This window comes from Bradyrhizobium monzae (assembly GCF_021458635.1).
GTDB lineage: Bacteria > Pseudomonadota > Alphaproteobacteria > Rhizobiales > Xanthobacteraceae > Bradyrhizobium.
Genome location: NZ_JAIRDQ010000001.1, coordinates 969,236 through 991,933, shown reverse-complemented (window position 1 = coordinate 991,933; position 22,698 = coordinate 969,236). Strand labels below are relative to the sequence as shown.

The window sequence follows — 22,698 nt, the reverse complement described above, 5'->3', positions numbered from 1 at the left end:
GGAGCAAGCAGGGGGGTGGCGAGTGCGGCGGACGGCAACGTCCGCCGCATCTTGCGTGTGCGCGAACGCCACTACTTCCCCTGCCTATCCACCTTGTCTTTCTCCGCCTGATTCATCTCCTGAACCTTCGGATCAGTCGAGCTCTGCCCGGTCGTCTGCGTGGTCGAGGCGGGCGGGGCGCTGGCGTTGGGAAGCGAATTCTGCTCCGGCGTCGTGGGGCGCGTTGCCGTGGTCGGCGGCGTCGTGTTGCTGCTCTGGGCGAACGCGGCCGCAGTGGTCAAAAGAAAGGCGCTCGACAGCGAGACTGCGAGCGCCTTTTGAATGTTGGTCATCGATCTGCTCCTGTCAGATCGAAGAGAAACGGCGCGAGGCCGCGTCTGTTCCGTCAAGCCTCCAATTGCTTGCCGATCGGAAGCGCGCGGATGCGCTTGCCGGTGGCCGCGAAGATCGCATTCATCAGCGCAGGTGCGAACGGCGGCACGCCGGGCTCGCCAACGCCGCTCGGCGGTGTGTCTGATGCCGGCGGGACGATGTAGACATTGGTCACCAGCGGAGCCTCGTCGATCCTGACGACCTGGAAGTCGTCAAAATTCTTCTGCTCCACCTTGCCGTCCTTGAAGGTGACCGCGCCATATTTGGCGAGGCTCAGGCCCATGATCGCGGCGCCCTCGATCTGCGAGGCGATGCGCTCGGGGTTGACATAGGTGCCGCAGTCGATCGCGGTGTCGACCCGTGGCACCGTCAGCTTGCCCTTGTCGTCGACGGCCACCTCGACGATGGTCGCGATGTAGCTGACGAAGCTGCGGTGCACGGCGATGCCGAGGCCGTGGCCCTTCGGAACCTGACGGCCCCATTCGCCCTTCTCGGCGACCAGCTCGACCACCTTGCGCAGACGCGCGGTGTCGATCGGGTAGCTGTCATAGGGCTCGCCGTAGTTCCAGAGGTCCTTGACCGCGGGCTTGACGATGCGGGGACTGCCGATCAGTGCGAGCAAGGTCTCCTTCTGGTCGCGGCCAGTTGCGTTCGCGATCTCGCCGACCATCGACTGCACCGCGAAAGCGCGCGGGATGTTCGAGACCGAGCGGAACCAGCCGATGCGGGTGAACGCGGCGGCCTCCGGGTTCTCGCAGGAGATGTTGGCGATCTCGAACGGCATGTCGACGAGACCCATGCCAAGCTCGAACGACGCCGCGTGCTTGGCTCCGGCAGCGAAGGTCGAGGCGATGGTCGGCGCCACGCTGCGGTGGCGCCAGGCGATCACCTTGCCGTCCTTGTCCAGACCCGCCTCGATCCGCTCCGCCGAGACGGTGTGCAGGAAGTCGTGATGGAGGTCGTCCTCACGCGTCCATTGCACCTTCACCGGGACGCCGAGCTCCTTCGACAGCAGCGCGGCCTCGAGCGCAAAGTCGCATTTCGACTTGCGGCCGAAACCGCCGCCGAGCAGCGTGACATTGACGGTGACGTTGCCCTCGGGGATGCCGAGTGTCTTGGCGACATCCTCGCGGGTGCCGCCTGGGCTCTGCACCGGTGCCCAGATCTCCGCCTTGTCACCCTTGACGTCGGCGACCGCGACCGGCGGCTCCATGCTGACATGAGCGAGGTGCGGCAGGTAATATTCGCCGATCACGACCTTGGCGGCGGTCTTCAGTGCGGCGTCCGCGTCGCCCTCCTGGCGCACCACGAGGCCCGGCTTGCGCGAGGCCTCCTCGAGCTCCTTGCGAAAGGCGACCGAGTCGTATTTGCCGTTGGCGCCGTCGTCCCAGACGAGCTTCAGCGCGTCGCGGCCCTTGATCGCAGCGCCCGTGTTGCGCGCGATCACCGCGACGCCGCCAAGCGGTTGGAATTTCGACGGCCACGGCCAGCCGCGCACCTGCATTACCTTCTCGACGCCGGGCACCTTCAGGGCCGCGTCCGGATCGAACGAGGTGAGCTTGCCGCCAGTCACCGGCGGGCGGGCGATCACGGCATATTTCATCCCGGGCAGTCGCACGTCGGCGCCATAGCGCGCCTTGCCGGTGGTGATGTCGTGGAGATCGACGATGCTGACCTGGCCCTTGCCGAGATAGCGGAAGTCCTTCGGGTCTTTCAGCTTGAGGCCTTCGATGCTTGGCACCGATTCCTTGGCGGCGTCGGCCGCGAGCTCGCCGAAGCCGAGCTTGCGTCCGCTGGCGCTGTGAACGACCTCGTGATTGACCGCCTTGACCTCGGTCGCCGGCACGCCCCAGCGTTTTGCCGCCGCCTGTTCCAGCATGGTGCGGGCGGAGGCGCCGATCTGGCGCATCGGAATCAAATAGTGTCGCGTGCTGCGCGAGCCGTCGGTGTCCTGGTTGCCGAACTTGACCTCGTCACCATGGGCCTGCTCCACCTTGACCTTGGACCAGTCGGCCTCCATCTCCTCGGCCACGATCAGCGGCAGGCTGGTGCGCACGCCGGTGCCCATCTCGGCGCGGTGGGCGAGGATCGTGACGGTGCCGTCGGACGCGACCGCGACGAACACGCGCGGATCGACCACGACGCCATGCGGCATTTTGCCGGCGCCGGTCTCATAGGCAAAGGCCTGGCGCGACATCACGGGGGCGGCGAGCACGAAGCCGCCGGTGACGCCGAGCCCCTTCAGGATGCTGCGGCGCGAGACCTTCTCGACCTTCAGATTCTTTTCGAAGCCACGAAGCTTCCGCGGATTGTCGATGAAATTCATGTCACACTCCCGTCGATGCGAGGTGGACGGCGTTCTCGATGCGCTGGTAGCAGCCGCAGCGGCAGATGTTACCGGACATCGCCTCGCGGATCTGGTCATGCGACGGCTTTGGATTGTCCATCAACAGCGCTGCGGCCTGCATGATCTGGCCGGCCTGGCAGAAGCCGCATTGGGGAACATTGACCTGTCGCCAGGCCTTCTGGACGGGATGATCGCCGTCAGGATGCAGCCCCTCGATCGTGGTGATTTCGCGCCCCGCCACGTCGTTGATCGAGGTAATGCAGGAGCGGACCGCCTCCTTGTCGACGATGACGGTGCAGGCGCCGCACAGGGCTTGGCCACAGCCAAATTTGGTGCCGGTCAACCCGGCTTCGTCGCGCAGGAACCAGAGTAGCGGGAGATCCGGGTCGCCGTCCCAGCTCTGTTCCTGGCCGTTGATCTTCACCTTGATCATGATCGTCCCTCGCTCTTCATAAGCTCGATGATTTCAGGATTTGCCGATGTCGCTCGGCGAAATGGTCCGTACGTCGTGCCGCCGCATCTCCGCCTGTTATCCTCTTCGGGCAAATCCCGGCGGGAAGCTGAAATGCGAATCGTCATGTGCGGATGTGTTCGATACCTCCCGTTTTGTTCTTAATTGATTGAATGTCGCGCGGCATCATCACGGCGAGATCGTAGCAGAAATCGCGCCGGGTCGGCGTTCACAGCCAAGTGTTCTTAACGAGCTGTTCTCGACGGGAAAAGATTGCAACGAAGGTTTGTCAAAAGCAGGGCGCGGCAGCACTTCGCGCGATGAGGCAACTGCAGATCTGAGGGGCGGTGAAAAAAGCTTCGTCCGCCAGAGGGACTGGGCGGACGAAGCAGTATTCCCCAGTCGAGGGAGGGAGAATCGCAAGGCGCGCTGACTTCAAGCAGGAAGAGGGCGGCACTGCGCAGTCATTCAGAGACCAGGACTGAGGGAGCGGAACGCGCTCGCATACGCAAAGTGCACAGCGGCAAACTCGCCGCAAATCATTAGAGAGCTGTCCGTTCCCTCGCTGGCGATCGGCGAGGGAACGGGCAATTTCAGGCGGCCTTGTCAGGCGGCTTTGGCCTTCGCCACGTGGGTCGCGATCGCATCCATCAACGCCGGTGACAGGCAGTCATAGGGCTCGAGCCCGATTTCCTTCAGCCGCGACCGGATGCCGGCCATTTGCTCGGGCTTCACGCCGGATTCGATCACCGAGGAGACGAAGGCGGCGAACTGCGGTGCCTGGGAGCCTTGCTCCTGGAACAGCTCCGGATGGACGAAGTCGAGCCCGTAGAACGGATGGTTCTTGTTCTCGATGCGGCCATACATGTGCGTGCCGCAGGCCTTGCAGGCGTGGCGCTGGATCACTGCCGAGGCGTCGACGATCTGGAGCTTGTCGCCGTTCTCGAGCACGGTGAGATTCTGGCGCGGCACCACGGCGACCACAGAGAAGTTCGCGCCCTGCGGTTTCCAGCACTTGGTGCAGCCGCAGGCGTGGTTGTGTGCCACGTCGCCCTTGATGCCGACCTTGACCTGATGGTCCTTGCATTTGCAGGCGAGTGTACCGCCGGCAAAATGGCCGGTGCCTTGTTTGAGACCGTTGTCGATCGAGGGATGGAGTGCAGTCATGGGTCGATCCTCCTTGGGTGTGACGCTTGCGAGCTAGAACACGACGACTGAACGAATTGATTTACCTTCGTGCATCAGTTCGAAGCCCTTGTTGATGTCTTCGAGCTTGAGCGTGTGGGTGATCATCGGGTCGATCTGGATCTTTCCGTTCATGTACCAATCGACGATCTTCGGCACGTCAGTGCGGCCACGGGCGCCGCCGAAGGCGGTGCCGCGCCAGTTGCGGCCGGTGACGAGCTGGAACGGACGGGTTGCGATCTCCTTGCCGGCTTCGGCGACGCCGATGATGATCGAAGTGCCCCAGCCGCGATGGCAGGCTTCCAGCGCCTGGCGCATCACCGTGGTGTTGCCGGTGCAGTCGAAGGTGTAGTCGGCGCCGCCGTCGGTCAAGGTCACCAGATGCGGGACGATGTCGCCCGTGATCTTCTTCGGATTGACGAAGTCGGTCATGCCGAACCGGCGGCCCCATTCCTCCTTGGAGTCGTTGACGTCGACGCCGATGATCTTGTCGGCGCCGGCCATCTTGGCGCCCTGGATCACGTTCAACCCGATTCCGCCGAGGCCGAACACGACGACGTTGGAGCCCGGCTCGACCTTCGCAGTGTTGACGACGGCGCCGACGCCGGTGGTGACGCCGCAGCCGATATAGCAGCTCTTGTCGAAGGGGGCGTCCTCGCGGATCTTCGCCACCGCGATCTCGGGCAGCACCGTGAAGTTGGAGAAGGTCGAGCAGCCCATATAGTGGTAGATCGGCTTGCCCTTGTAGGAGAAGCGGCTGGTGCCGTCAGGCATCACGCCCTTGCCTTGCGTCGCGCGGATCGCGGTGCAGAGATTGGTCTTCTGGCTCAGACAGCTTTTGCACTGACGGCATTCCGGCGTGTAGAGCGGAATGACGTGATCGCCCGGCTTCACCGAGGTCACGCCCGCGCCGATCTCGCGGATGATGCCGGCGCCCTCATGGCCGAGGATCGACGGGAAGATTCCCTCGCTGTCGAGACCGTCGAGGGTGTAGGCATCGGTATGGCAGATGCCCGTCGCCTTGATCTCGACCAGGACTTCGCCGGCCTTCGGCCCTTCCAGATCGACTTCGACGATTTCGAGCGGCTTTTTGGCTTCGAAAGCGACGGCGGCACGTGTCTTCATCGGTAACTCCTCAAATTCTCGCAGGATGCCAAGACGTGAGTCTCGGCCGGGCTGCAAACGTTCACTTCTTGCCCATGCACGAGTCTTCGTTCTTGGTATAGGCGTCGTTCTTGTCCTCATGCTTTCCGGGACGGGCGCGGCCCCAGGCCTCGTTGGAGCGGGCGCGCAGATAGACGTAGAGATCGTCCATGTAGCAGGCGACATTCGGGTTATCTCCGAAGGCCGGCATCACGTTCTCTGAGGCGGTGGAGATGTTCTTGCGGCCCGAGGCGACGACGCCGAGAAAGTCGGCATAGTTCATCGTCTTGAGCGAATCCTTCAGCGCGGGCGCATAGGTCGAGCCCATGCCATCCGGGCCATGACACACATGGCAGTCCGAGTGATAGCGGCGGTATCCGGAATAGGTGTACCAGTCGACGGAGTCGCCGTTGATCTTGTAAGTCGGGTTACCGTCCTTATCGAGCCATTCGCCAGTTTCGTTCTGCTTGACGGCGGTCGGGTCACCCGAGCCGTCCGCGACAGCAATTCCTCCGGACGCAACGAAGATCATCGCAGCAATGATAGAGCAAATTTTATGCAAGAGGTGTTCCTCGAAGGCGTTCGGTGGAGACGAGCCGGCGCGTGGAGTTGATCCACGCGCCGGAGCGATACGAAGGTGAGGCTAGTTCGCGGGCAGCGAGAACACGGTCAGCGTGCCGCCGAGTGCCGTGTAGTTGCTGAGCGCGGCGTAGCCGCCGACTGCACCGAGACCTGCGGTCGGATCGGTCAGGCCAGCTGCCAGACCAATGCCGGCCCAGCCGCCCACGCCGGAGAGCACTGCGACATACTGCTTGCCGCCGTTCTCATAGGTGGTGACGTTGCCGATGATGCCGGAAGGAGTCTTGAACTTGTAGAGCTCCTTGCCGGTCTTGGCGTCGACTGCCTTCAGGTAGCCTTCGAGCGTGCCGTAGAACACCACGCCGCCGGCGGTTGCGAGCGCGCCCGACCAGACCGAGAACTGCTCCTTGTTCGACCAGACGATCTTGCCGGTCTTGCCGTCCCAGGCGATGAAGTTACCCATATGGGTATCGCCCTGCGGCGGATACATCGAGAGCGTCGCACCCACATAGGGTTGGCCCGCGGTGTAGCTCACCTTGAACGGCTCGTAGTCCATGCAGACGTGGTTGGTCGGAACGTAGAACAGCTGCGTGTCCGGCGAGTAGGCTGCCGGTTGCTCGTCCTTGGTGCCGAGCGCGGCCGGGCAGATGCCCTTCACGTTGTGATCTTCGCCGGCCTTGTCGGTCGAAGCTGCGTCGAGCACCTTCGGACGGCCATAGGTGGCGGAGTTCTTGTCCATGTCGACGCCGGAGGTCCAGTTCACCTTCGGATCGTACTTTTCGGCAACCAGCAGTTCGCCGTTGGTGCGATCGAGCGTGTAGCCGAGACCGTTACGATCGAAATGCGTCAGCAGCTTGCGCGGCTGGCCGTTGATCGACTGATCCGAGAGGATCATCTCGTTGACGCCGTCATAGTCCCATTCGTCATGGGGCGTCATCTGGTAGACCCACTTGGCCACACCGGTGTCCGGGTTACGTGCCCAGATCGTCATCGACCATTTGTTGTCTCCGGGACGCTGCTTCGGATTCCAGGTCGAGGGGTTGCCCGATCCGTAATAGACGAGGTTCAGTTCGGGATCGTAGGAGATCCAGCCCCAGGTCGCGCCGCCGCCGATCTTCCACTGATCGCCTTGCCAGGTCTTCAGGCTGGAGTCCTTGCCGATCGGCTTGCCGAGTGCGGTGGTCTTGTCGTCGACCAGGAGCTGATCATCCGGACCTTCCGAGAAGCCGCGCCAGGCCAGCTTGCCGGTCTTGATGTCGTACGCGCTCATGTGGGCCTGAACACCGAACTCGCCGCCGGAGATGCCGATCAGCACCTTGTCCTTGATGACCATCGGTGCCGAGGTGCCGGTCTCACCCTTGCTCGGATCGCCATTCTTGGCGGTCCATGCAACCTGACCGGTCTTGGCGTCGAGCGCGACGAGGGTCGTGTCGGCCTGATGCAGGAAGATCTTGCCGTCACCGAAAGCAAGGCCGCGGTTAACCGTATCGCAGCACATCACCGGGATGACGTTCGGATCCTGCTTCGGTTCGTACTTCCAGACGATCTTGTTCTCGTTGGAAAGGTCAATGGCGTAGACCTTGTTCGGGAACGGCGTATGAACGTACATCATGTTGCCGATGATCAGCGGACCGCCTTCGTGTCCGCGCAGCACGCCGGTCGAGAAGGTCCAGGCAACCTGGAGCTTGCCGACATTTTGTGCGTTGATCTGGTTCAGCTTGGAATAGCGGCTGTTGGCATAGTCGCCGGTCGGCATCACCCAATCTTTCGGGTTCTGCGACATCTTGATCAGCTCGTCGTTGGCTGACGCGCTGCCGACGGCGAGAGCTGCCGCGGAGCCAAGAAAGGTCGCCAGTAGTACCTTGCGCATAGTCATTCCTCCGTTGGTCTCGTTTATTGTTTCCGAAGCATTGCTCAATCACCGGGCTTCTCGTCCGGCGTCTGCTCGTGCAGGGCGGTCACGTTGGGGACCAGAAACGATGCGTGCTGTTTCCTCCTCCGATGAGAGCTACGGGTCCACGTGCAGGAGCGGCCCGTTCTTTTTGTTCCTGCCGCAATCCCTAACGACTTCGCCAACAGGAAACTTGCCCAAGAGTGAACCCGCTTTGCTCGACAGCGCACGGCGGCAAAGTTTTTGATTTTGCGGTAGCGAATTCAGCGGCTTCCGTGCGGCCCGGTGCCGCGCGCAGCGCTCAGGTTCCCCTTGACGGCGGTGCAACTAAGGCGGAGGATTAACGTTCAAGGGTGGCAAAGGAACGATGGCGCTCGTTTCAAAAGACCGCCAAATTTGAGGTAAACGTCACGCAATCATGGCTGAGGGCTCCAGCGGGCGCTGGCCGCGATTCGCGTCGAATCTCCGGGTATCACCAGTGGCTGGATTAATGTCCGACACAATTCACACGCTCTCGACGACCGGACTGACGCCGAAGCGACAGATCCAGAGTTGGATCGACGGGCTGACGAGTCTGTGCGGGCACTTCGATGTCGATCCGCTGGAAGCATCCTCGCTCGAAGGGCGCATCGACTACACCAGCGTGTCGCGCCTCAAGCTCTGTCAGATCGAGGTCAGCCAGCATCGCATCGCGCACACGCTGGCGCGCGCCAAGGCGAATGAGCACCCGTACATCAAAATTCACTTCCAGACATACGGCGTGTCTTACTTCGAGCAGGAAGGCCGCCACATCGAGCTGAACCCTGGCGACATCATCGCCTATGACGTCTCATGCCCGCATCTGATCGTCAGTCCCGCCTTCACGCGGCACGACGTGGTGATCGTTCCGAAGGCGTTGCTGCGCGATCGCGGTTTCCCGTCGCAACGCATGCCGGCCTGCAAGCTGTCGGCGAAGACGGGGACGGGACGGATCGCCCATGATTTCGTCCATGCCACGTTCGACGAGGCGGCGAAGCTGTCGGCCAACAGCGCGGTCGGTGTTGCCGATTCGCTGATCGACCTGTTGCTGCTGCCGCTGCGCGAAGCCGACACGATGTTCGATCGGGTCGGGCCCGAGGCGATGTATGTGCGTGCTCAATTTTTCATCCGCGAGCACCTGCGCGATCCCGATCTGTGCATCGACCAGATCTCCGCCGAGCTCGGCTGCTCCAAGCGCTATCTGCACATGCTGTTCTCGGAGCGCGGCACCACGGTGAGCGATTACATCTGGCAGGCTCGCCTGCAGAACTGCCGCCAGGAGCTCGAGGCCCACGGCGGCAAGACCATCACCGACGTCGCGTTCTCGTGGGGCTTCTCCAGCTCATCGCATTTCAGCCGCGTGTTCCGGAAATATTTCGGCGTGGTGCCGTCCTCGATCCACAAGGGGCAACAGGGCGCTGTTGCCGTGGACGAGAATTAAGCGGGCCTCACGCTGCGGCTCGTCGCACTTCCGATCCGCTCACGCTGATATGGCGACGTAGGGAATGCTGGCCACGAGAGCGGCGACCAGCACCGCGTTGCACAGCATTGCTTTCCAATGCAAACGACGCAGCTGGCGCACCGCGTTCGCATCGCCTGCATCTCTGGCACTGAGCTGGTCGTCGATCTGTCGCATGAACCACGGGCGGCCTCGGATCGCGAGGACTGCAATCAGACCAATGCCTGCCGCGAACAGCGGTCGTCCGGCGAAGATGAAAGCCGCCGTCCCGACGATGCCCGCGACGCTCACCATTCTGAACTGGGTGTTGAACATCCCGCGCAATAGCTGGGTGACGGGCGGGATGTCGAGCCTCACCAGCAGGAAAGCGGGCGACGCCAGCAGGAAATAGCCCATCGGAAAAAGCAGGATGACCAGGGCGGCCACGGCGACGGCATCGGGTCTCATGCGAACGGCCTTTCTCGTTCGGGAGGGCAACGCAAGGGGCTTCCGGCGGCACCGCATGATCATAGCCGGCCATGGCGCTTGCGACACTAGGCTTTGGTCGGACGCGAAGGGGGCGAACCACCTTTTCGCATCACGCGCTGCCAGACGATGTCGGTCAGTGCCACCGCGATGAGACCGAACGCGCCACCGGTGATCACATTGGCGACGCGCTCCTCCGCTATGCCGCTGGCGCCGCCGGCAAAGGATGCAGCGAGCGCAATGAAGAAGCAGCGCAGGCCGAAGCCGACGATATAGCGAGAGCGGCAACGAACGGGCCGACGACGATCAGCGCGCCGCGCTTGATTTCGCGGGCAAGGACATCGCGCAGGCTTGTTGAGGGGGGCGAGACGGTGGGGGAATTCACGGGGCACCGAAAGGACGGATGAAGCGCGCATCATACGGTTTGAGGCGCCGTCAGGCGAGTTGATGCCGCTGCTCCGCACTCCGTCATTGCGAGGAGCTCTTGCGACGAAGCAATCCAGGGTCCCTCTCAGGAAGGACTCTGGATTGCTTCGCTACGCTCGCAATGACGATGCTGACGCAGCCTTGCGCGAAGATTTTCGCCTCGTGCCCCGGCGCGTCGGGGACACGGGAGCCCACCTCACCGCTGGATGATCTTCGTCCAGACGTCCCCGAGGATCGCCGGCTCGCGCGGCGGCAGATAGGTCAGGCCGGCTTGCTTGCCGAATTCGGCGATCTTGCCCTCGGTCGCGAGATCCGTCAGCGCCTTGTTGACGGCCTCGATCAAGGCAGGATCGCTGCCAAGCCCGACATAGCCGCGATTGGCTCCGATCGGGTAATAATAGCCGGAGGCTGCTATCGCCGTGTCGGGATGCGCGGCGCGGTGCGCGTCGTAGCGCGCGAGATCAATCAGGGTCGCGTCATAATCGCCGCGATCGAGCGCGCCCATGAGGTCGTCGCGGGTGGGCACGAGATGGGTGATGTTGTCGATCAGCCGTCCCTTGTCGAAGGTCATCAGGATGGCGTCGCCGAGCGATCCGCTTTCGATCGCGAGGCGCAGGCCCGCGAGGTCGCCGATATCGCCGATCTTGCGATCGCGCGCCTTCGGCCCGAGGACCACCGTCATCGGCGAATAAACGTAAGGCCCGCTCGGCGCGAGCTCGCCGAGCGCGACGCGGCGGCGCCGGTCATCGCGCGTGGCGCCCGCGAAATCCGGCAAGCGCGCCGTCTTCAGGCCGGGCTTGACGAGGGAATCCGTCGTCAGCGCGTAGCCGCCAACCAGTGAGCAACGGCCGTCCGACAGCAGCGCATTGGCCTCGAGCTGCGGGCTCGAATCCTCGTCCAGCTTGCTCTCGAACCATTGGATTTTGAGAGGGCGCCCCATCCGGTCCGCGATCGCCTGTGCCAGCAGCACGTCGAAGCCCGAATCCGGCTTGCCCCGGTGATGCGCCGAGAGCGGCGGGCGGTCCTCGTCGAGACAGATGCTCAACGGATCTGCCGCCCAAGCTGACGTCCAGGTCGCGGTCGCCGGTGCTGCGAGCATGATCGCGAGGCCGAGTGCTGCCAGCCGATCTCTCATGGTTTTCTCCGGCTCGAGATGAAGGCCCAGAGATCGCCGATCTCGTCATCGTTGAGGATGTCACCCCAGGGCGGCATCTTGTTGTTCTTGCCGTTCTTGACGGTGGTGACGAAGCGCGTCCTGTCGTCGGGAAAGGCGCGCAGGTCCGGCGTGATCGTGCCGGAATTCATCATGTTGGGGCCGTGGCAGTGCGAGCATTTTTCGGCATAGGTCGACTTGCCGTGGTCGATTTGCGCCTGCAGCGGATTGCCGTTCGGATCATCCGCGGCACGAACGGTCGCCGCAAGCGCGACCGTCAGCACCGCGACGGTGGCGAGGATCGCCACCGTCTTGTGAGCTATGTCTCTCAACGTGTCTTGCCGTTACTGCTTCACCGCAAAGACCCAGAGCGAGCCGCCCGGCGGGACCTTGGCCAGTCGCTCGTCGCCGGAGAACAGCGAGTAGACGCCGCCATAGCCGCTCGTGACGGCGATGTACTGCACGCCGTCCTGCTGCCAGGTCACCGGCTGCCCCTCGATGCCGGAGCCGGTCTGGAACTGCCAGAGCTTCTTGCCGGTGTCGGCGTCGAAGGCCTCGAACTCGCCGGTCAGCGCCCCCGTGAACACCACGCCGCCCGCGGTCGACAACACGCCGGAGAAGCGCGGGATGTCGCTTGCCGCCTCCCACTTCGCCTTGCCGGTCATCGGATCGATCGCCTTCAGATGGCCGCGCGCGCCGTCACCCCATTCCCAGGGATCGGTCAGGTCCATGCCGAGATACCATTCACCCTGCTTGAAGGTGGCCGGCTCCGACTTGTATCTGCCGCCGAAGGCGAGCGTGTTGGCGTAGGCGAGGCCGGTCTGCGGGTTGAACGACATCGGCTCCCAGTTCTTGCCGCCGAGGATCGACGGATAGACGGTGACCTTCTTGCCCTCGCGCGCATCCTTGACGACGTCGGTCTCGATCGGACGGCCGGTCTTCAGGTCGACGCCGGTGGCCCAATTCACTTTCACGTAAGGATTGGCCGCGAGCAACTTTCCGTTGGTGCGGTCGAGCACGTAGAAGAAGCCGTTGCGGTTGGCATCCATCAGCACCTTGGTCGGCTTGCCCTCGACGTTCATATCGGCGAGGACCATCTCGGCCACCGAGTCATAGTCGAACGGATTGTTCGGCGAGAACTGGTAGTGCCACTTGATCTTGCCGGTCTTGGGATCCATCGCCAGCACGGAACAGGTGTAGAGATTGTCGCCGGGGCGAACGGCCGCGTTGAACGGGCCGGGATTGCCGATGCCCCAATAGACCGTGTTCAGCTCGGGATCATAGGAGCCCGTGATCCAGGTCGAGCCGCCGCCGAGCTTCCAGGTGTCGCCCTTCCAGGTGTCGCCGCCGGGCTCGTCCGGCGAGGGGACCGAATGGGTGCGCCAGAGATGCTTGCCCGTTGCCGGATCCCAGCCGTCGATGAAACCGCGGGTGCCGAATTCGGCGCCGGAGATGCCGGTGATGACGACGCCGTCAGCGACCAGCGGCGCCACCGTCATCGAATAGCCTTCCTTGATGTCGGCCGCCTTCTGCCGCCACAGCTCCTTGCCGTCCTTGGCGTCGATCGCGATCACGTTGGCGTCGAGCGTGGTGCGGAACAGTTTGCCGTCAAAGAGAGCGGCGCCGCGGTTGATGATGCCGCAGCAGACGATGCGCGGTGTCTCGGCCGGATATTCGATCTTGGATTTCCAGATCTGCTTGCCGGTCTTGGCGTCGACCGCCATGGTCGCATTGTGAGAGGTCACGTAGATCACGCCCTGGTACACCAGCGGCTGCGATTCCTCGCTGCGATCGTCGTTGAAGGAGTAGTTCCAGACCGGGACGAGGTTCTTGACGTTGTCCTTGTTGACCTGGTTCAGCGTCGAGAAGCGCTGGAGATTGTAGCCCATCCCGTAATTGAGAACGTTCGACGTATCGGTTGCGCCTTTGACCAGTTGATCGGTCGTCTGTGCGCTCGCAACCGAGCATGCGGATATGACGAGGCTCGCGGCCATCGCAAAGCGTTTCATCCGTTCCTCCCAATATGCGCGCCTTTTGGCGCTGCGGGAGCAACACTCGGCTCGAATGCAAAACCCGTCAATACGAAAGTCGAACGCGGCTTGCCGATAGTTTGGACGCCAGATGCCAGGCTTGATGCGGCAATCTTCGAGAAATTTTGTTCGTCTTGCGCGAATGCGCTGCACCAATTTCCACGGCGCGAAGATTGGCGCGGCGCGAAATTTTGGCGCGAGCCGGTTCGTCGGGGCGAAGCATCGCAATTCGGCTTGAACCGAGGTCGGCTTGCGGACTTATGTTGTCGCTATGCCCCTGCGAATCGGGGCTCACGGTCGGGAGGTCAAAATGATATCGCGTCGCTCGATTGCGCTTGCGCTCACGTTCGCCGTGCTCTCCGGTCCGGCCTGGTCGGCATCCGGCGGCGCGGTCAAAATGTTCGACACCGACAATGACGGCACGCTCGATCTGGCCGAGGTGAAGAAGGCGGCCGCCGCGCTGTTCGCCAAGCTTGACCCGGATCATGACGGGACACTCGACGTGCGTGAATTGCGCGGACGGTTAACGGCGAAAGAACTCGCAGCCGCCGATCCTGATCACGACGGGACGCTGACGCTCGACGAATATCTTGCGGTGGTGGAGCAGCGCTTCAACGCGGCGAATCCCGACAAGGATGGAACGCTGGATGCGAAGGAGCTGAACGCGCGCGCGGGTCGCGCATTGCTGCGGCTGTTGCGTTGAGAGCAGCCGCGCTTGACTGGGAGCGAAGGCGGTTTGCCCGAGAGTGAACTGCATGCGTGTGAGCGACAGTTCGCTGTGTTCGTGGTCCGATTCCAGGCTTGCGCGGCGCATGAGGCAGCCCTAGGTTTTGCCCGGCGCGATGTCGCGCTCAATCCTTGGGGAGACCCGAATGGCCTGGAAAGCTCCGAAGATCGTGGAAGTGCCGGTCGGCATGGAAATCAACATGTACGCCTGCGCTGCGCGCAAGTAAGACTGACGACCTGCCGCGGCTTCGATGGCGAATACCGTCGAAGCCGTGGTAGTGTTCGTAATGCGCATTGGAGCTCACACAATCTGGACGGCGATCGCGTGCACACTTACGCTCGTGCCAATGTGCGCCAGGGCCGAAGAGGGCTTCGACACCGAGCATATCTTCGGCTTCATGATCGGCAGCGATGTCGGTAATCCCGGCGAGCGCGAATTCCAGACCCAGACGACAGGACGCTTCGGCAAGGGCGGCGGCACCTATCGCGCCCTCGGCCAGGAGGTCGAGATCGAAATCGTGCCGTTGCCGAATTTTCGCATCGAGGTCGGCAGCACCGCGACGCTGCACGACATCACCGGCGTCCCTGATATCGGCGACCGCCGCCAGTTCAATTTCCAGGGCCTTTCGCTCGACCTGCGTTATCGCCTGCTCGACCGCGAGAGCGCCCCGTTCGGAATGACGATCGCCGCCGAGGCCCATGGCGATCGCATCGACGAGGTCAGCGGCGCCAAGGGACGGATGTACGGCACTGACTTCACGCTCGCCTTCGATCGCGAACTGATCCCGAACTTTGCGATCGGCGCGATCAATTTGATCTACCAGCCGGAATGGGCGCGCTTCGAGGTGAGCGGGCTGTCCGAGAAGAGCTCCACCGTCGGCGCCGCCTTCGCCGGCATGGTGCGCGTCAGCCCGAACGTGCTGCTCGGCGGAGAGATGCGCTACTTCCGCCAGTATGAAGGCATCGGTCTCGGCGAGTTCTCGGGCCAGGCCCTGTTCGTCGGACCGACCGCCTATTTCCAGCTCTCCGAGCAATCGCGGCTCACTTTGAGCTGGAGCATGCAGGCCTGGGGCCGGCCGGCCGGATCGGGCGCCAATCTCGATCTCGTCAATTTCGAGCGGCATCAGGCGCGGCTGGTGTTCGGGATCAACTTCTAGCAGAGCGGGTTCCCCTCCTGCTTCTCACGCCGGATTGAAACTTCCGGCTCCTCCGGACGTATCCCGTTGTGCTAGACTTAATCGCTTCCGCGCGAGGATCCCGGCATGAATCCGATCGACCTGGTGGTGACTGTATGTGCGGTGCTCTCGCCTGCGACCTGCGAGGAGCAGCATCTCGTGTTCAATTTTGGCGGCTCGCCGGCGCAATGCTCCATGGCCGCGCCGCCCTACATTGCGCAATGGGTCGGCGAGCATCCGAAGTGGCAGGCCGTGCGTTGGCGCTGCGAGTATCCGCACCCGAACGACAAGGCATGACGCGCTGGCATTGGCTCCTCATGGTGAGGAGCGCGGAACGCGCGTCTCGAACCATGAAGGCCCACCTCCCGCCCAGTCGCCATCCTTCGAGACGCCCGCTTCGCAGGCTCCTCAGGATGAGGGCAGGAGAGCTACTTGGTGCAGTCCTTTAAATCCTTGTCGGCGATCGAGAACACCGCGTCGGCCTTGATCTCGATGTCGCGGACGACGCACTGCCTTGAATTGGGATAGCTGACCTTGGCGTCGTAGCGGCCGGGCTCGACGCCGGTGATGCGCAGCCGCTCGTCGTGGTCGACCTCCTTGTCCTTGTCATTCAGGCATTGGTTCGGGCCCCAGTCGGTCTTGCCAACGGGCGCCAGCTGGAAGCCGGAGATCGTCTCGCTCGTCAAATTCCAGAGCCGGATTCCCTTGCCCTTGGTCTGCGCGAGCGTGGCGCCCGGCATTGCAACCAGCAGGATGCCGATCGCAATCAGCTGACGGCGCATGGTGACCTCCCTCGACAGTCTCGTTTGATACAGTTGATCACGAGTTCTCATTTCGATTCAAGCTGCAAGGCTGCGAGCTCCGCCCTGATCCTGGCAAGCTCAGCCTCATTGCGCTCGGCGCGCGGAATCGAGATCGGCACTGCCTGCACGATGTGCGCCGGGCGCGGCGACAGGAAGAACAGGCGGTCGCCGAGACGGATGGCGTCGTCGAGGCTGTGGGTGACGAGCAGCGTCATCACGGAGCGGCTCGCCACCAGCGTGGCAATCTCGTCGCGCAGGCGGCCGGCGAGCGCGTCGTCGAGCGAAGCGAGGGGCTCGTCGAGCACGAGCAGGTCGGGCTCGACTGCGAAGGCGCGGGCGAGCGCGACGCGCCGGGCGAGGCCCAGCGACAGTTCGCCGGGGAAGTGGCTGCGGTGCGCCTCCAACTCCAGGATTTTGAACAGCTCCGACAGTTTGGCGTCGGTCACGTCAGGCGCTGCCAACCGCACGTTCTGCTCGACCGAGCGCCACGGCAACAGCCGCGGCTCCTGGAACACCATGCCGATCCGCGCCTCCGGAGGCCGCGCGACATGGCCCTCGAAATCGCGGTCGAGCCCGAGGATGATGCGCAGCATCGTGCTCTTGCCGCAGCCGGACGGGCCGATCAGCACGCCGACCTCGCCGGACTGCAGCGAGAATTTCATGGGCGCCAGGACCTCGTGCGTTCCGCCCGCGGCACTTTTGAACGTCTTGCCTGTGATCCCGACCTCAAGCCGCACGGGGCCGCCACCGCGTTGCGCGGGCCTCGAACGGCTGCACCAGTGCCGTCTCTATGACAAGCACGACCGCGGCAAATGTCAGGGAATAGGCGAGCAGCCGCGGCGTATCGAACAGCTGGAAGGCAACGCCGATCTCGAAGCCGACGCCATTCGGCCGTCCCAGCAGCTCGGCGACCAGCACGATCTTCCACACCAGCGACAGGCCGGAGCGGGCGGAGGCCGCGATATAAGGCGCGAGCTGCGGCAGCACGACATGGCGGAAGGCGCGCCAGCGCGGCATCGCGAACACCATCGCCATCTCGTCCAGCGAACGGTCGAGCGCGCGCGTGCCCTCGCGCAAGGTGACGACTGCGGTCGGCAGCTTGTTGATGGCGATGGCGGCGATCGCAGCCGCCTCGGTGAGCCCGGCCCAGATGTAGGCCAGCACGATCACCACCAACGCCGGCAGGTTCAACAGCAGGATCAGCCAGGGATCGCCGAGCCGGTCGGCGAGCTTGACCCGGCCCATCAGATAGCCGATGGCGCTGCCGAGCGACATCGCCAGTACGAAAGCCAGCGCGACGCGTGCGAGCGTCGCACCAAGATGCAGGAACAGTGCGCCGCTTGACGCCTCCGCGATAATGACGTCGAGCACGGCGGGCGGAGAGGGCAGCTTTGCGCCTCCGACGAACAGCGCGGCGGTCCACCAGATCGCGAGAAACAGGACGAACGAGAGAAGGCGCAGCACCTCAGTCTCCGGGGACGGCGTGATAGAACGTGCCGGGATCGAGCTCGGCCGCCGGACCGACCAGGTCGCGGCCGCCGATCTCGGCCAGCACGCGATAGAGCACGCGCGCATCCGCTTCCTCATCGTTGATGTTCCGGCGCGGAATGCCGTCACGATAGCGGTCGCGGTACGTCTTGAGCATGGCCGGATCGCTCGCGCCGGTGAGCGGGGCGATCTTGTCCCAGGCTGCATCCGACGTGACCAGCAGCTGCTTGGCCTTGCGGGTCATGGCGATGAAACGCGCCACGGCGTCACGATGGCTCGCGGCCCAGCTCTCGTCGAAGACGTAGCCGACGGCGGACACCGCGCCCTTGGCGCCGAGTTTCGGCAAAATCTCCTCGATGCCGGCGAGGCGTCGAAAGCCTTTGGCCTCGAGCTGGGCGCAGAAATTCCAGAAATTGAGGCTCGCATCCATCTCGCCGTCGAGCGTCTTGGCGGCGATCAGAGGCGGCGCGCCATAGACGATCGTCGCAGCCGACTTCAGGTCGATACCGTCCTGCTTCATCCGCGCCTGCAGCAGCAGCCAGCTCTTGTCGATGGGACCGCCGCCGACGGCGAGCTTGCGGCCCTTCAGATCGGCGAGCGTCTTGATCGGCGAGGCCGCGGGCACCATCACCGCGCCGAGGGCGCTGGAATAGGGATAGAAGGTGAGCTTGGCGCCGAGCGCGCGCTCGCGCGACACCCACAGCCAGTCCGAGAGCATGATGTCGGCATTGCCGGCCCGCAGCGCGATCTTGCCGGCCTCGGGGCTCGCAAGCTCGGTGACTTCCAGCGCCAGATTGGCCTCCTTGTCGAGCCCGGCGTCGCGAATGGTTGCCAGTTCCCAGGAGAACGTTCCGGTCTTCTGCACCGCCAGGCGGATGGTGTCGGCGGCATGACCCGGCGTGCCCAGCGTCAGCGCCAGCATCATCGCGAGCGCCAATGTTCGTGCCAAAACTCTCATCACCTTGTGAGCCGTTTCCTCGGATAGAGTGCTTTTCAGGACAATAGGCATAGCATAGCTTCCATCGCAACCAGCGGGAGGACGCTCATGAGTTTTGCGGGACAGGTACGACCGATTGTCGCCGCTGTGGTCGTGCTCGCGGCGACGGCTTACGCGGTGCGGGCCGAGGAGGCCAATGATTATCCGACGTCGGCGCGCGCGGAATATGTCTATGGCTGCATGAAGGCCAATGGCGAGACGCGGCAGGCGATCGAGCAATGTTCCTGCTCGATCGACGTCGTCGCCTCGATTGTCAACTACGAGCGCTATGTCACCGCCGAGACCGCACTGAGCATGTCCCAGGTCCGCGGCAATCTCGGCACCCAGTTCCGGACATCAGAGCAGGCGAATTCAGCCGTGAATGATTTGCGGCGGGCACAGGCCGAGGCCGAGGTGAGGTGTTTCTGACGCTTGCAACGCGTCAACAGTATTCGTCATGCCCGGGCAGAAGCGCGTCTTCGCGCTAGGTGTCCCGGGCATCCACGTTCTTGGAGGCAGCCAAGAAGTTCGTGGATGGCCGGGACAAGCCCGGCCATGACGGCAGAGCGATTTAAGTCCCCGGCTTCTCCACGTCCCACTCGTTCCGGAACACATGTCCGTCCGTGTCCTTGGCTTCCGCGCGAAATCGCTTCGCACCGTTGGAGACATAGGTGAAGCGCAGGTTGGGATCTTCCGAGATCGAGATGCCGCCTTCCATCGACAGCACGGGGCTGTCGTCCTGCGTCAGCTTCAGCTGGTTGACGAAGAAGGCGGGAATATAGAGCTGCGTGACCTGATCCATCTGCAGGCCGGAGTTGTTGGGATGGCCGATCATGATCTGGGCCTCGCGGATGCGGCTCGCCGGGGCCTCCTCGCGCGCGAATTGCCGGTAGCGCATCTGGCCGAGGTGGTTCTGGGCCTCTTCCGCATTCTTCCCCGCCGGGGCCGAGCAGCCGCCTGACGCCTTCACATAGGTCTTGGAGACGTAGAGCTGGCCGTCGCTGAGCTCCGCCACCGCATGAACGTCGGTGTAATTATTGACACGCACGCGCGTGGAGATCTCGCTGACATTGGCATCCGCACCGAGCTCGAACCTCGCCGCCATCGGCGCCGGGTTGCGGTCGATCACCAGCGTGATTGAGCGGATGCGCCTGCTATCTGCCGGCGACAGCTTGCTGCGCAGGGTCACCGGCACGATAGCCGCGTCCTCGGCGCGATAGGGCATGTCGATGGCGATGACGTCGTTGCCGTCGTTCATCGGACGGTTGTTGAAGATATCCTGCACCAGGCCAGGCCAGGGATCGTAGGCCTCTTCGGCGCTCGCCGGCAGCGCGAAAGCGATGCCGAGCAGCGCGGCGATCAGGGGCAGGCGGCGTGTGCATCCCATCATGGTCGTGGTCTCGCACGGGCGAAGCAATGACTTAACGTAGCGCGTCCGCTACTCCCATTCAATTTCCGAAAATGCTGCGGTTGCGTTGCGCGCATTGTAGTCGTCGAACAGTTCCCAATGCGGCCGCTCGGTGGCGGCTGCTTTCTCGGCCGCGGTACGGATCGGCTCGCCCTTCTTGTTCGAGGCACGGACGTCCGACAGCAGCGTGGAGAGATAACGCCGTTCGTCGGCGATCGCGGCAGGCCAGTTGCTCACAGGGCCGTGACCGGGAACGACGCGAACCGCCGGAACGACCTCCAGCTCCTTCAGCAATGCGGGCCAGCCGCGGACGCTGCCATCCACCACCGGAATGTGGCGGAGAAAGACCAGATCGCCTGCGAACAGCGTCTTGGTCGTCTCGTCGAACACCGTCAGATCATTGTCGCTGTGCGCGGCCGGCCATGCCCGCAAGGTCAGCCGGCGAGATCCGAGATCGAGCGTCATCGTGTCCTTAACCAGCACAGTGGGTGGCACGATCTTCACGGGATCGATCAGTTCGCCGCCCATGAGGCGCCGAAAATTATCGAGATAATACGGCCCGCGCGTGGTCAGCGCCGGGGGCAGCTTGCTGTGGCCGACGAAGCTGGTTCCGTCCGCGACAAAGGCCGCATTGCCGAAAACATGGTCGGGATGGCCGTGGGTGTTGATGACGTAGCGGATCGGCTTGCTGGTGCGGGCCCGCACCGCGGCCAGCAGGGCCTCGCCTTCACGAACGCTTCCGCCGGTATCGATCACCGCCACCGCGTCCTCGCCGACGATGAAGCCGACATTGGCAATGTCGCCCTCATTCTCGCGGGTCATCAGGGCGATGGTCCCGGAGTGCACGAAGATTCCCGGTGCGACTTCGCTCACAGGCAATTCGGCCGCCCCGGCGCGTGCTAGCGTCGCGAGCCCCAGCAGGGACAGGGCTGCAATCTTTGACGTGAGATGCGACACTTTTCCGCCTCAGTTCAGGGCTTGCGGCATTGCACCGCAGCACGACAAGCCAACGCAAAGTTTGGCAAACATGGTGCGTCCTGCGTTGCATGGATAGCATTCGAATGAAATGAGGAGGAAGCGGGATGGAGGCGGGACGGCATCGTCGCTGGTTGTTTTCACTGTGTGTGGTAGCGGCCTCTTGCGCGATCGGCGACGTCGCCGGCGCGCAGACGACCGATAATGGTGACCTCTCGTTCGAGCTGGTCGACCCGAAGGTGCTGCGCGTCTGCGCCGACCCGCGCAATCTGCCGTTCTCCAACGAGAAGGGCGAGGGGATCGAGAACAAGCTCGCCGAGCTGTTCGCGGACAAGCTGCAGAAGAAGCTCGACTACGTCTTCTTCCCGCAGGCCACGGGCTTCGTGCGCATGACGCTGGGTGCGCATCGCTGCGACGTCATCATGGGGTTCCCGCAAGGCGACGACCTCGTGCAAGGCACCAATCCGTATTATCGCACGTCGTACGCGCTGGTTGCGAAGGCGGGCAGCGGGCTGGAGGACGTCGACACGCTCGAAGACCCGAAGTTGAAAGGCAAGCATGTCGGCATCGTCGCCGGCACGCCACCGGCGACCAACATGGCAATCGCAGGGCTGATGGGCGATGCAAAGCCTTATCCCCTGATGATCGATACCCGCTACGACAATTCGGCGCAGGCCATGATCGACGACCTCGCTGCCGGCAAGATCGACGCCGGTGTGCTGTGGGGACCGATGGCGGGATACTACGCCAAGAAGGCCGGCTCGCTGCATGTGACGCCGCTGGTGAAGGAAGCCACTGGTCCAAAACTGGTCTATCGCATCGGCATGGGCGTGCGCGCCGCCGACCAGAACTGGAAGCGGCAGCTCAACAAGCTGATTCAGGAGAACCAGGGCGAGATCAACAAGATCCTGCTCGATTTCGGTGTGCCGTTGCTGGATGAAAACGATCGGCCGCTCGGCGCGGAGACGGCCAAGAAGGCGCCATGAGGCGGCCTCTTGCCGCTGCGCTCGTCGCCGCCGTGCTGGCGGTGCCGGCTTTGGCGCAGCAGCAGGAGCCATTCGAACCTGAGGGCTATCGCACAGATAATTACCGCGCGCCGGTGCCGGCGACGCTGGAAGGCGCGCGCGTGCTGACGACCGCGGAGACCGAGGCGATCTGGCGCGCGAAGAGCGGTGCTTTCATCGACGTGCTGCCGCGCGCCCCGAAGCCCAAGAACCTTCCCGCAGGCACGGTGTGGCGAGATGCGCCCCGGAAAGACATTCCCGGCAGCATCTGGCTGCCGGACACCGGCTACGGCGCGCTGCCATCGGGGATGGACGATTATCTTCAGCGCGGTCTCATGCAAGCGTCGCACGGCGACAAGGCCGCGCTGCTCGTGTTTTATTGCCTTGCCGATTGCTGGATGTCCTGGAACGCCGCCAAGCGCGCGCTCGCTTATGGCTATTCCAACGTCGCCTGGTATCCCGAGGGCACCGACGGCTGGGAGCACGCGAAGTTGCCGACGGAAGAAGCGCAGCCGGAGCCGCGGCCCGAGCAGTAGGTGCCTCGATTGGAATCTCGCTGCCTCCTCTCGTCATTGCGAGCGCAGCGAAGCAATCCAGAATCTCCCCGCGGAGGGACTCTGGATT

At 63.5% G+C, this 22,698-nt stretch carries 25 protein-coding genes; 8 read left to right on the top strand and 17 right to left on the bottom strand.

The genetic code is table 11. The features are described from left to right. Window positions 1-71: 71 nt before the first annotated feature. The 7 genes from K3F49_RS04890 to xoxF5 form a co-directional block, all read right to left on the bottom strand. On the bottom strand, window positions 72-332 hold the full coding sequence (locus K3F49_RS04890) for a hypothetical protein (RefSeq protein ID WP_234679758.1): 261 nt from the start codon (window positions 330-332) through the stop codon (window positions 72-74). A gap of 53 nt (window positions 333-385) precedes the next feature. Continuing rightward, window positions 386-2,698, bottom strand: a complete 2,313-nt coding sequence (locus K3F49_RS04885; protein WP_234679757.1) for a xanthine dehydrogenase family protein molybdopterin-binding subunit — start codon at window positions 2,696-2,698, stop codon at window positions 386-388. A gap of 1 nt (window position 2,699) precedes the next feature. After that, on the bottom strand, window positions 2,700-3,152 hold the full coding sequence (locus K3F49_RS04880; RefSeq protein WP_234679756.1) for a (2Fe-2S)-binding protein: 453 nt from the start codon (window positions 3,150-3,152) through the stop codon (window positions 2,700-2,702). Between the two features lie 624 nt (window positions 3,153-3,776). Next, a complete protein-coding gene (gene gfa / locus K3F49_RS04875; RefSeq protein ID WP_234679755.1) occupies window positions 3,777-4,337 on the bottom strand; it encodes an S-(hydroxymethyl)glutathione synthase in 561 nt (186 codons plus the stop codon). Between the two features lie 33 nt (window positions 4,338-4,370). Next, window positions 4,371-5,480 (bottom strand): S-(hydroxymethyl)glutathione dehydrogenase/class III alcohol dehydrogenase, encoded by a 1,110-nt coding sequence (locus K3F49_RS04870; protein ID WP_234679754.1) that lies wholly within the window; start codon window positions 5,478-5,480, stop codon window positions 4,371-4,373. Between the two features lie 61 nt (window positions 5,481-5,541). Next, window positions 5,542-6,030 carry a c-type cytochrome, methanol metabolism-related gene (locus K3F49_RS04865; RefSeq protein ID WP_234679753.1) on the bottom strand — a complete coding sequence of 163 codons (489 nt, stop codon included), beginning with the start codon at window positions 6,028-6,030 and terminating at the stop codon, window positions 5,542-5,544. 111 nt (window positions 6,031-6,141) lie between these two features. Next, window positions 6,142-7,947, bottom strand: coding sequence for a lanthanide-dependent methanol dehydrogenase XoxF5 (xoxF5, locus tag K3F49_RS04860; RefSeq protein ID WP_234679752.1), 1,806 nt, complete (start codon window positions 7,945-7,947; stop codon window positions 6,142-6,144). Between the two features lie 511 nt (window positions 7,948-8,458). Between xoxF5 and K3F49_RS04855 the strand changes: the two genes are divergently transcribed. After that, window positions 8,459-9,427 (top strand): helix-turn-helix domain-containing protein, encoded by a 969-nt coding sequence (locus tag K3F49_RS04855; RefSeq protein ID WP_148771114.1) that lies wholly within the window; start codon window positions 8,459-8,461, stop codon window positions 9,425-9,427. 39 nt (window positions 9,428-9,466) lie between these two features. Here the strand turns inward: K3F49_RS04855 and K3F49_RS04850 are convergent, their stop codons facing one another. The 4 genes from K3F49_RS04850 to K3F49_RS04835 form a co-directional block, all read right to left on the bottom strand. Next, on the bottom strand, window positions 9,467-9,892 hold the full coding sequence (locus K3F49_RS04850; protein WP_234679751.1) for a hypothetical protein: 426 nt from the start codon (window positions 9,890-9,892) through the stop codon (window positions 9,467-9,469). A gap of 640 nt (window positions 9,893-10,532) precedes the next feature. Further along, window positions 10,533-11,471 carry a substrate-binding periplasmic protein gene (locus K3F49_RS04845; protein ID WP_234679750.1) on the bottom strand — a complete coding sequence of 313 codons (939 nt, stop codon included), beginning with the start codon at window positions 11,469-11,471 and terminating at the stop codon, window positions 10,533-10,535. After that, window positions 11,468-11,821, bottom strand: a complete 354-nt coding sequence (locus tag K3F49_RS04840; RefSeq protein ID WP_234679749.1) for a c-type cytochrome — start codon at window positions 11,819-11,821, stop codon at window positions 11,468-11,470. Before K3F49_RS04840 ends, K3F49_RS04845 begins: the two co-directional genes overlap by 4 nt. 12 nt (window positions 11,822-11,833) lie before the next feature. Further along, on the bottom strand, window positions 11,834-13,498 hold the full coding sequence (locus K3F49_RS04835) for a methanol/ethanol family PQQ-dependent dehydrogenase (RefSeq protein WP_234679748.1): 1,665 nt from the start codon (window positions 13,496-13,498) through the stop codon (window positions 11,834-11,836). A gap of 331 nt (window positions 13,499-13,829) precedes the next feature. On the opposite strand from K3F49_RS04835, the gene K3F49_RS04830 reads away from it, so the two are divergent. From K3F49_RS04830 to K3F49_RS04815, 4 genes are all read left to right on the top strand, one after another. Continuing rightward, window positions 13,830-14,222 (top strand): EF-hand domain-containing protein, encoded by a 393-nt coding sequence (locus K3F49_RS04830; RefSeq protein WP_234679747.1) that lies wholly within the window; start codon window positions 13,830-13,832, stop codon window positions 14,220-14,222. A gap of 169 nt (window positions 14,223-14,391) precedes the next feature. Continuing rightward, window positions 14,392-14,472 carry a pyrroloquinoline quinone precursor peptide PqqA gene (pqqA, locus tag K3F49_RS04825; protein WP_012029362.1) on the top strand — a complete coding sequence of 27 codons (81 nt, stop codon included), beginning with the start codon at window positions 14,392-14,394 and terminating at the stop codon, window positions 14,470-14,472. A gap of 24 nt (window positions 14,473-14,496) precedes the next feature. After that, window positions 14,497-15,402: a hypothetical protein gene (locus tag K3F49_RS04820; protein WP_234679746.1), complete on the top strand. Its 906-nt coding sequence runs from the start codon at window positions 14,497-14,499 to the stop codon at window positions 15,400-15,402. A 105-nt stretch (window positions 15,403-15,507) separates the two neighbouring features. Beyond that, window positions 15,508-15,717: a hypothetical protein gene (locus tag K3F49_RS04815; RefSeq protein ID WP_188104815.1), complete on the top strand. Its 210-nt coding sequence runs from the start codon at window positions 15,508-15,510 to the stop codon at window positions 15,715-15,717. A 131-nt stretch (window positions 15,718-15,848) separates the two neighbouring features. Here the strand turns inward: K3F49_RS04815 and K3F49_RS04810 are convergent, their stop codons facing one another. The 4 genes from K3F49_RS04810 to K3F49_RS04795 are packed head-to-tail and all read right to left on the bottom strand — an operon-like array spanning window position 15,849 to window position 18,669. After that, window positions 15,849-16,202 carry a hypothetical protein gene (locus K3F49_RS04810; protein WP_234679745.1) on the bottom strand — a complete coding sequence of 118 codons (354 nt, stop codon included), beginning with the start codon at window positions 16,200-16,202 and terminating at the stop codon, window positions 15,849-15,851. Between the two features lie 47 nt (window positions 16,203-16,249). Further along, on the bottom strand, window positions 16,250-16,960 hold the full coding sequence (locus K3F49_RS04805) for an ABC transporter ATP-binding protein (RefSeq protein WP_234679744.1): 711 nt from the start codon (window positions 16,958-16,960) through the stop codon (window positions 16,250-16,252). Further along, window positions 16,950-17,687 (bottom strand): ABC transporter permease, encoded by a 738-nt coding sequence (locus tag K3F49_RS04800; RefSeq protein WP_234679743.1) that lies wholly within the window; start codon window positions 17,685-17,687, stop codon window positions 16,950-16,952. Before K3F49_RS04800 ends, K3F49_RS04805 begins: the two co-directional genes overlap by 11 nt. Window position 17,688: 1 nt before the next feature. After that, window positions 17,689-18,669, bottom strand: a complete 981-nt coding sequence (locus K3F49_RS04795; protein WP_234679742.1) for an ABC transporter substrate-binding protein — start codon at window positions 18,667-18,669, stop codon at window positions 17,689-17,691. A gap of 87 nt (window positions 18,670-18,756) precedes the next feature. On the opposite strand from K3F49_RS04795, the gene K3F49_RS04790 reads away from it, so the two are divergent. Beyond that, the gene (locus K3F49_RS04790) at window positions 18,757-19,116 is read left to right on the top strand and encodes a hypothetical protein (protein ID WP_234679741.1); all 360 of its coding nucleotides are present in this window, start codon (window positions 18,757-18,759) and stop codon (window positions 19,114-19,116) included. A 142-nt stretch (window positions 19,117-19,258) separates the two neighbouring features. Here K3F49_RS04790 and K3F49_RS04785 read toward each other — a convergent pair whose 3' ends face one another. After that, window positions 19,259-20,077 carry a quinoprotein dehydrogenase-associated SoxYZ-like carrier gene (locus K3F49_RS04785; RefSeq protein WP_234679740.1) on the bottom strand — a complete coding sequence of 273 codons (819 nt, stop codon included), beginning with the start codon at window positions 20,075-20,077 and terminating at the stop codon, window positions 19,259-19,261. Between the two features lie 48 nt (window positions 20,078-20,125). Beyond that, window positions 20,126-20,917: a quinoprotein relay system zinc metallohydrolase 2 gene (locus K3F49_RS04780; RefSeq protein WP_452100720.1), complete on the bottom strand. Its 792-nt coding sequence runs from the start codon at window positions 20,915-20,917 to the stop codon at window positions 20,126-20,128. 260 nt (window positions 20,918-21,177) lie between these two features. Between K3F49_RS04780 and K3F49_RS04775 the strand changes: the two genes are divergently transcribed. Beyond that, window positions 21,178-22,056 (top strand): substrate-binding domain-containing protein, encoded by an 879-nt coding sequence (locus K3F49_RS04775; RefSeq protein ID WP_234679738.1) that lies wholly within the window; start codon window positions 21,178-21,180, stop codon window positions 22,054-22,056. Continuing rightward, window positions 22,053-22,610 (top strand): PQQ-dependent catabolism-associated CXXCW motif protein, encoded by a 558-nt coding sequence (locus tag K3F49_RS04770; RefSeq protein ID WP_234679737.1) that lies wholly within the window; start codon window positions 22,053-22,055, stop codon window positions 22,608-22,610. The genes K3F49_RS04775 and K3F49_RS04770 overlap by 4 nt, the downstream gene beginning before the upstream one ends. Window positions 22,611-22,698 lie beyond the last annotated feature (88 nt).

Coding starts and splice junctions, on each gene's coding strand:
- K3F49_RS04890 (WP_234679758.1), bottom strand. CDS start 332: ATGACCAACATTCAAAAGGCGCTCGCAGTCTCGCTGTCGAGCGCCTTT.
- K3F49_RS04885 (WP_234679757.1), bottom strand. CDS start 2,698: ATGAATTTCATCGACAATCCGCGGAAGCTTCGTGGCTTCGAAAAGAAT.
- K3F49_RS04880 (WP_234679756.1), bottom strand. CDS start 3,152: ATGATCAAGGTGAAGATCAACGGCCAGGAACAGAGCTGGGACGGCGAC.
- gfa (WP_234679755.1), bottom strand. CDS start 4,337: ATGACTGCACTCCATCCCTCGATCGACAACGGTCTCAAACAAGGCACC.
- K3F49_RS04870 (WP_234679754.1), bottom strand. CDS start 5,480: ATGAAGACACGTGCCGCCGTCGCTTTCGAAGCCAAAAAGCCGCTCGAA.
- K3F49_RS04865 (WP_234679753.1), bottom strand. CDS start 6,030: ATGATCTTCGTTGCGTCCGGAGGAATTGCTGTCGCGGACGGCTCGGGT.
- xoxF5 (WP_234679752.1), bottom strand. CDS start 7,947: ATGCGCAAGGTACTACTGGCGACCTTTCTTGGCTCCGCGGCAGCTCTC.
- K3F49_RS04855 (WP_148771114.1), top strand. CDS start 8,459: ATGTCCGACACAATTCACACGCTCTCGACGACCGGACTGACGCCGAAG.
- K3F49_RS04850 (WP_234679751.1), bottom strand. CDS start 9,892: ATGAGACCCGATGCCGTCGCCGTGGCCGCCCTGGTCATCCTGCTTTTT.
- K3F49_RS04845 (WP_234679750.1), bottom strand. CDS start 11,471: ATGAGAGATCGGCTGGCAGCACTCGGCCTCGCGATCATGCTCGCAGCA.
- K3F49_RS04835 (WP_234679748.1), bottom strand. CDS start 13,498: ATGAAACGCTTTGCGATGGCCGCGAGCCTCGTCATATCCGCATGCTCG.
- K3F49_RS04830 (WP_234679747.1), top strand. CDS start 13,830: ATGATATCGCGTCGCTCGATTGCGCTTGCGCTCACGTTCGCCGTGCTC.
- pqqA (WP_012029362.1), top strand. CDS start 14,392: ATGGCCTGGAAAGCTCCGAAGATCGTGGAAGTGCCGGTCGGCATGGAA.
- K3F49_RS04820 (WP_234679746.1), top strand. CDS start 14,497: ATGGCGAATACCGTCGAAGCCGTGGTAGTGTTCGTAATGCGCATTGGA.
- K3F49_RS04815 (WP_188104815.1), top strand. CDS start 15,508: ATGAATCCGATCGACCTGGTGGTGACTGTATGTGCGGTGCTCTCGCCT.
- K3F49_RS04810 (WP_234679745.1), bottom strand. CDS start 16,202: ATGCGCCGTCAGCTGATTGCGATCGGCATCCTGCTGGTTGCAATGCCG.
- K3F49_RS04795 (WP_234679742.1), bottom strand. CDS start 18,669: ATGAGAGTTTTGGCACGAACATTGGCGCTCGCGATGATGCTGGCGCTG.
- K3F49_RS04790 (WP_234679741.1), top strand. CDS start 18,757: ATGAGTTTTGCGGGACAGGTACGACCGATTGTCGCCGCTGTGGTCGTG.
- K3F49_RS04785 (WP_234679740.1), bottom strand. CDS start 20,077: ATGATGGGATGCACACGCCGCCTGCCCCTGATCGCCGCGCTGCTCGGC.
- K3F49_RS04780 (WP_452100720.1), bottom strand. CDS start 20,917: ATGACCCGCGAGAATGAGGGCGACATTGCCAATGTCGGCTTCATCGTC.
- K3F49_RS04775 (WP_234679738.1), top strand. CDS start 21,178: ATGGAGGCGGGACGGCATCGTCGCTGGTTGTTTTCACTGTGTGTGGTA.
- K3F49_RS04770 (WP_234679737.1), top strand. CDS start 22,053: ATGAGGCGGCCTCTTGCCGCTGCGCTCGTCGCCGCCGTGCTGGCGGTG.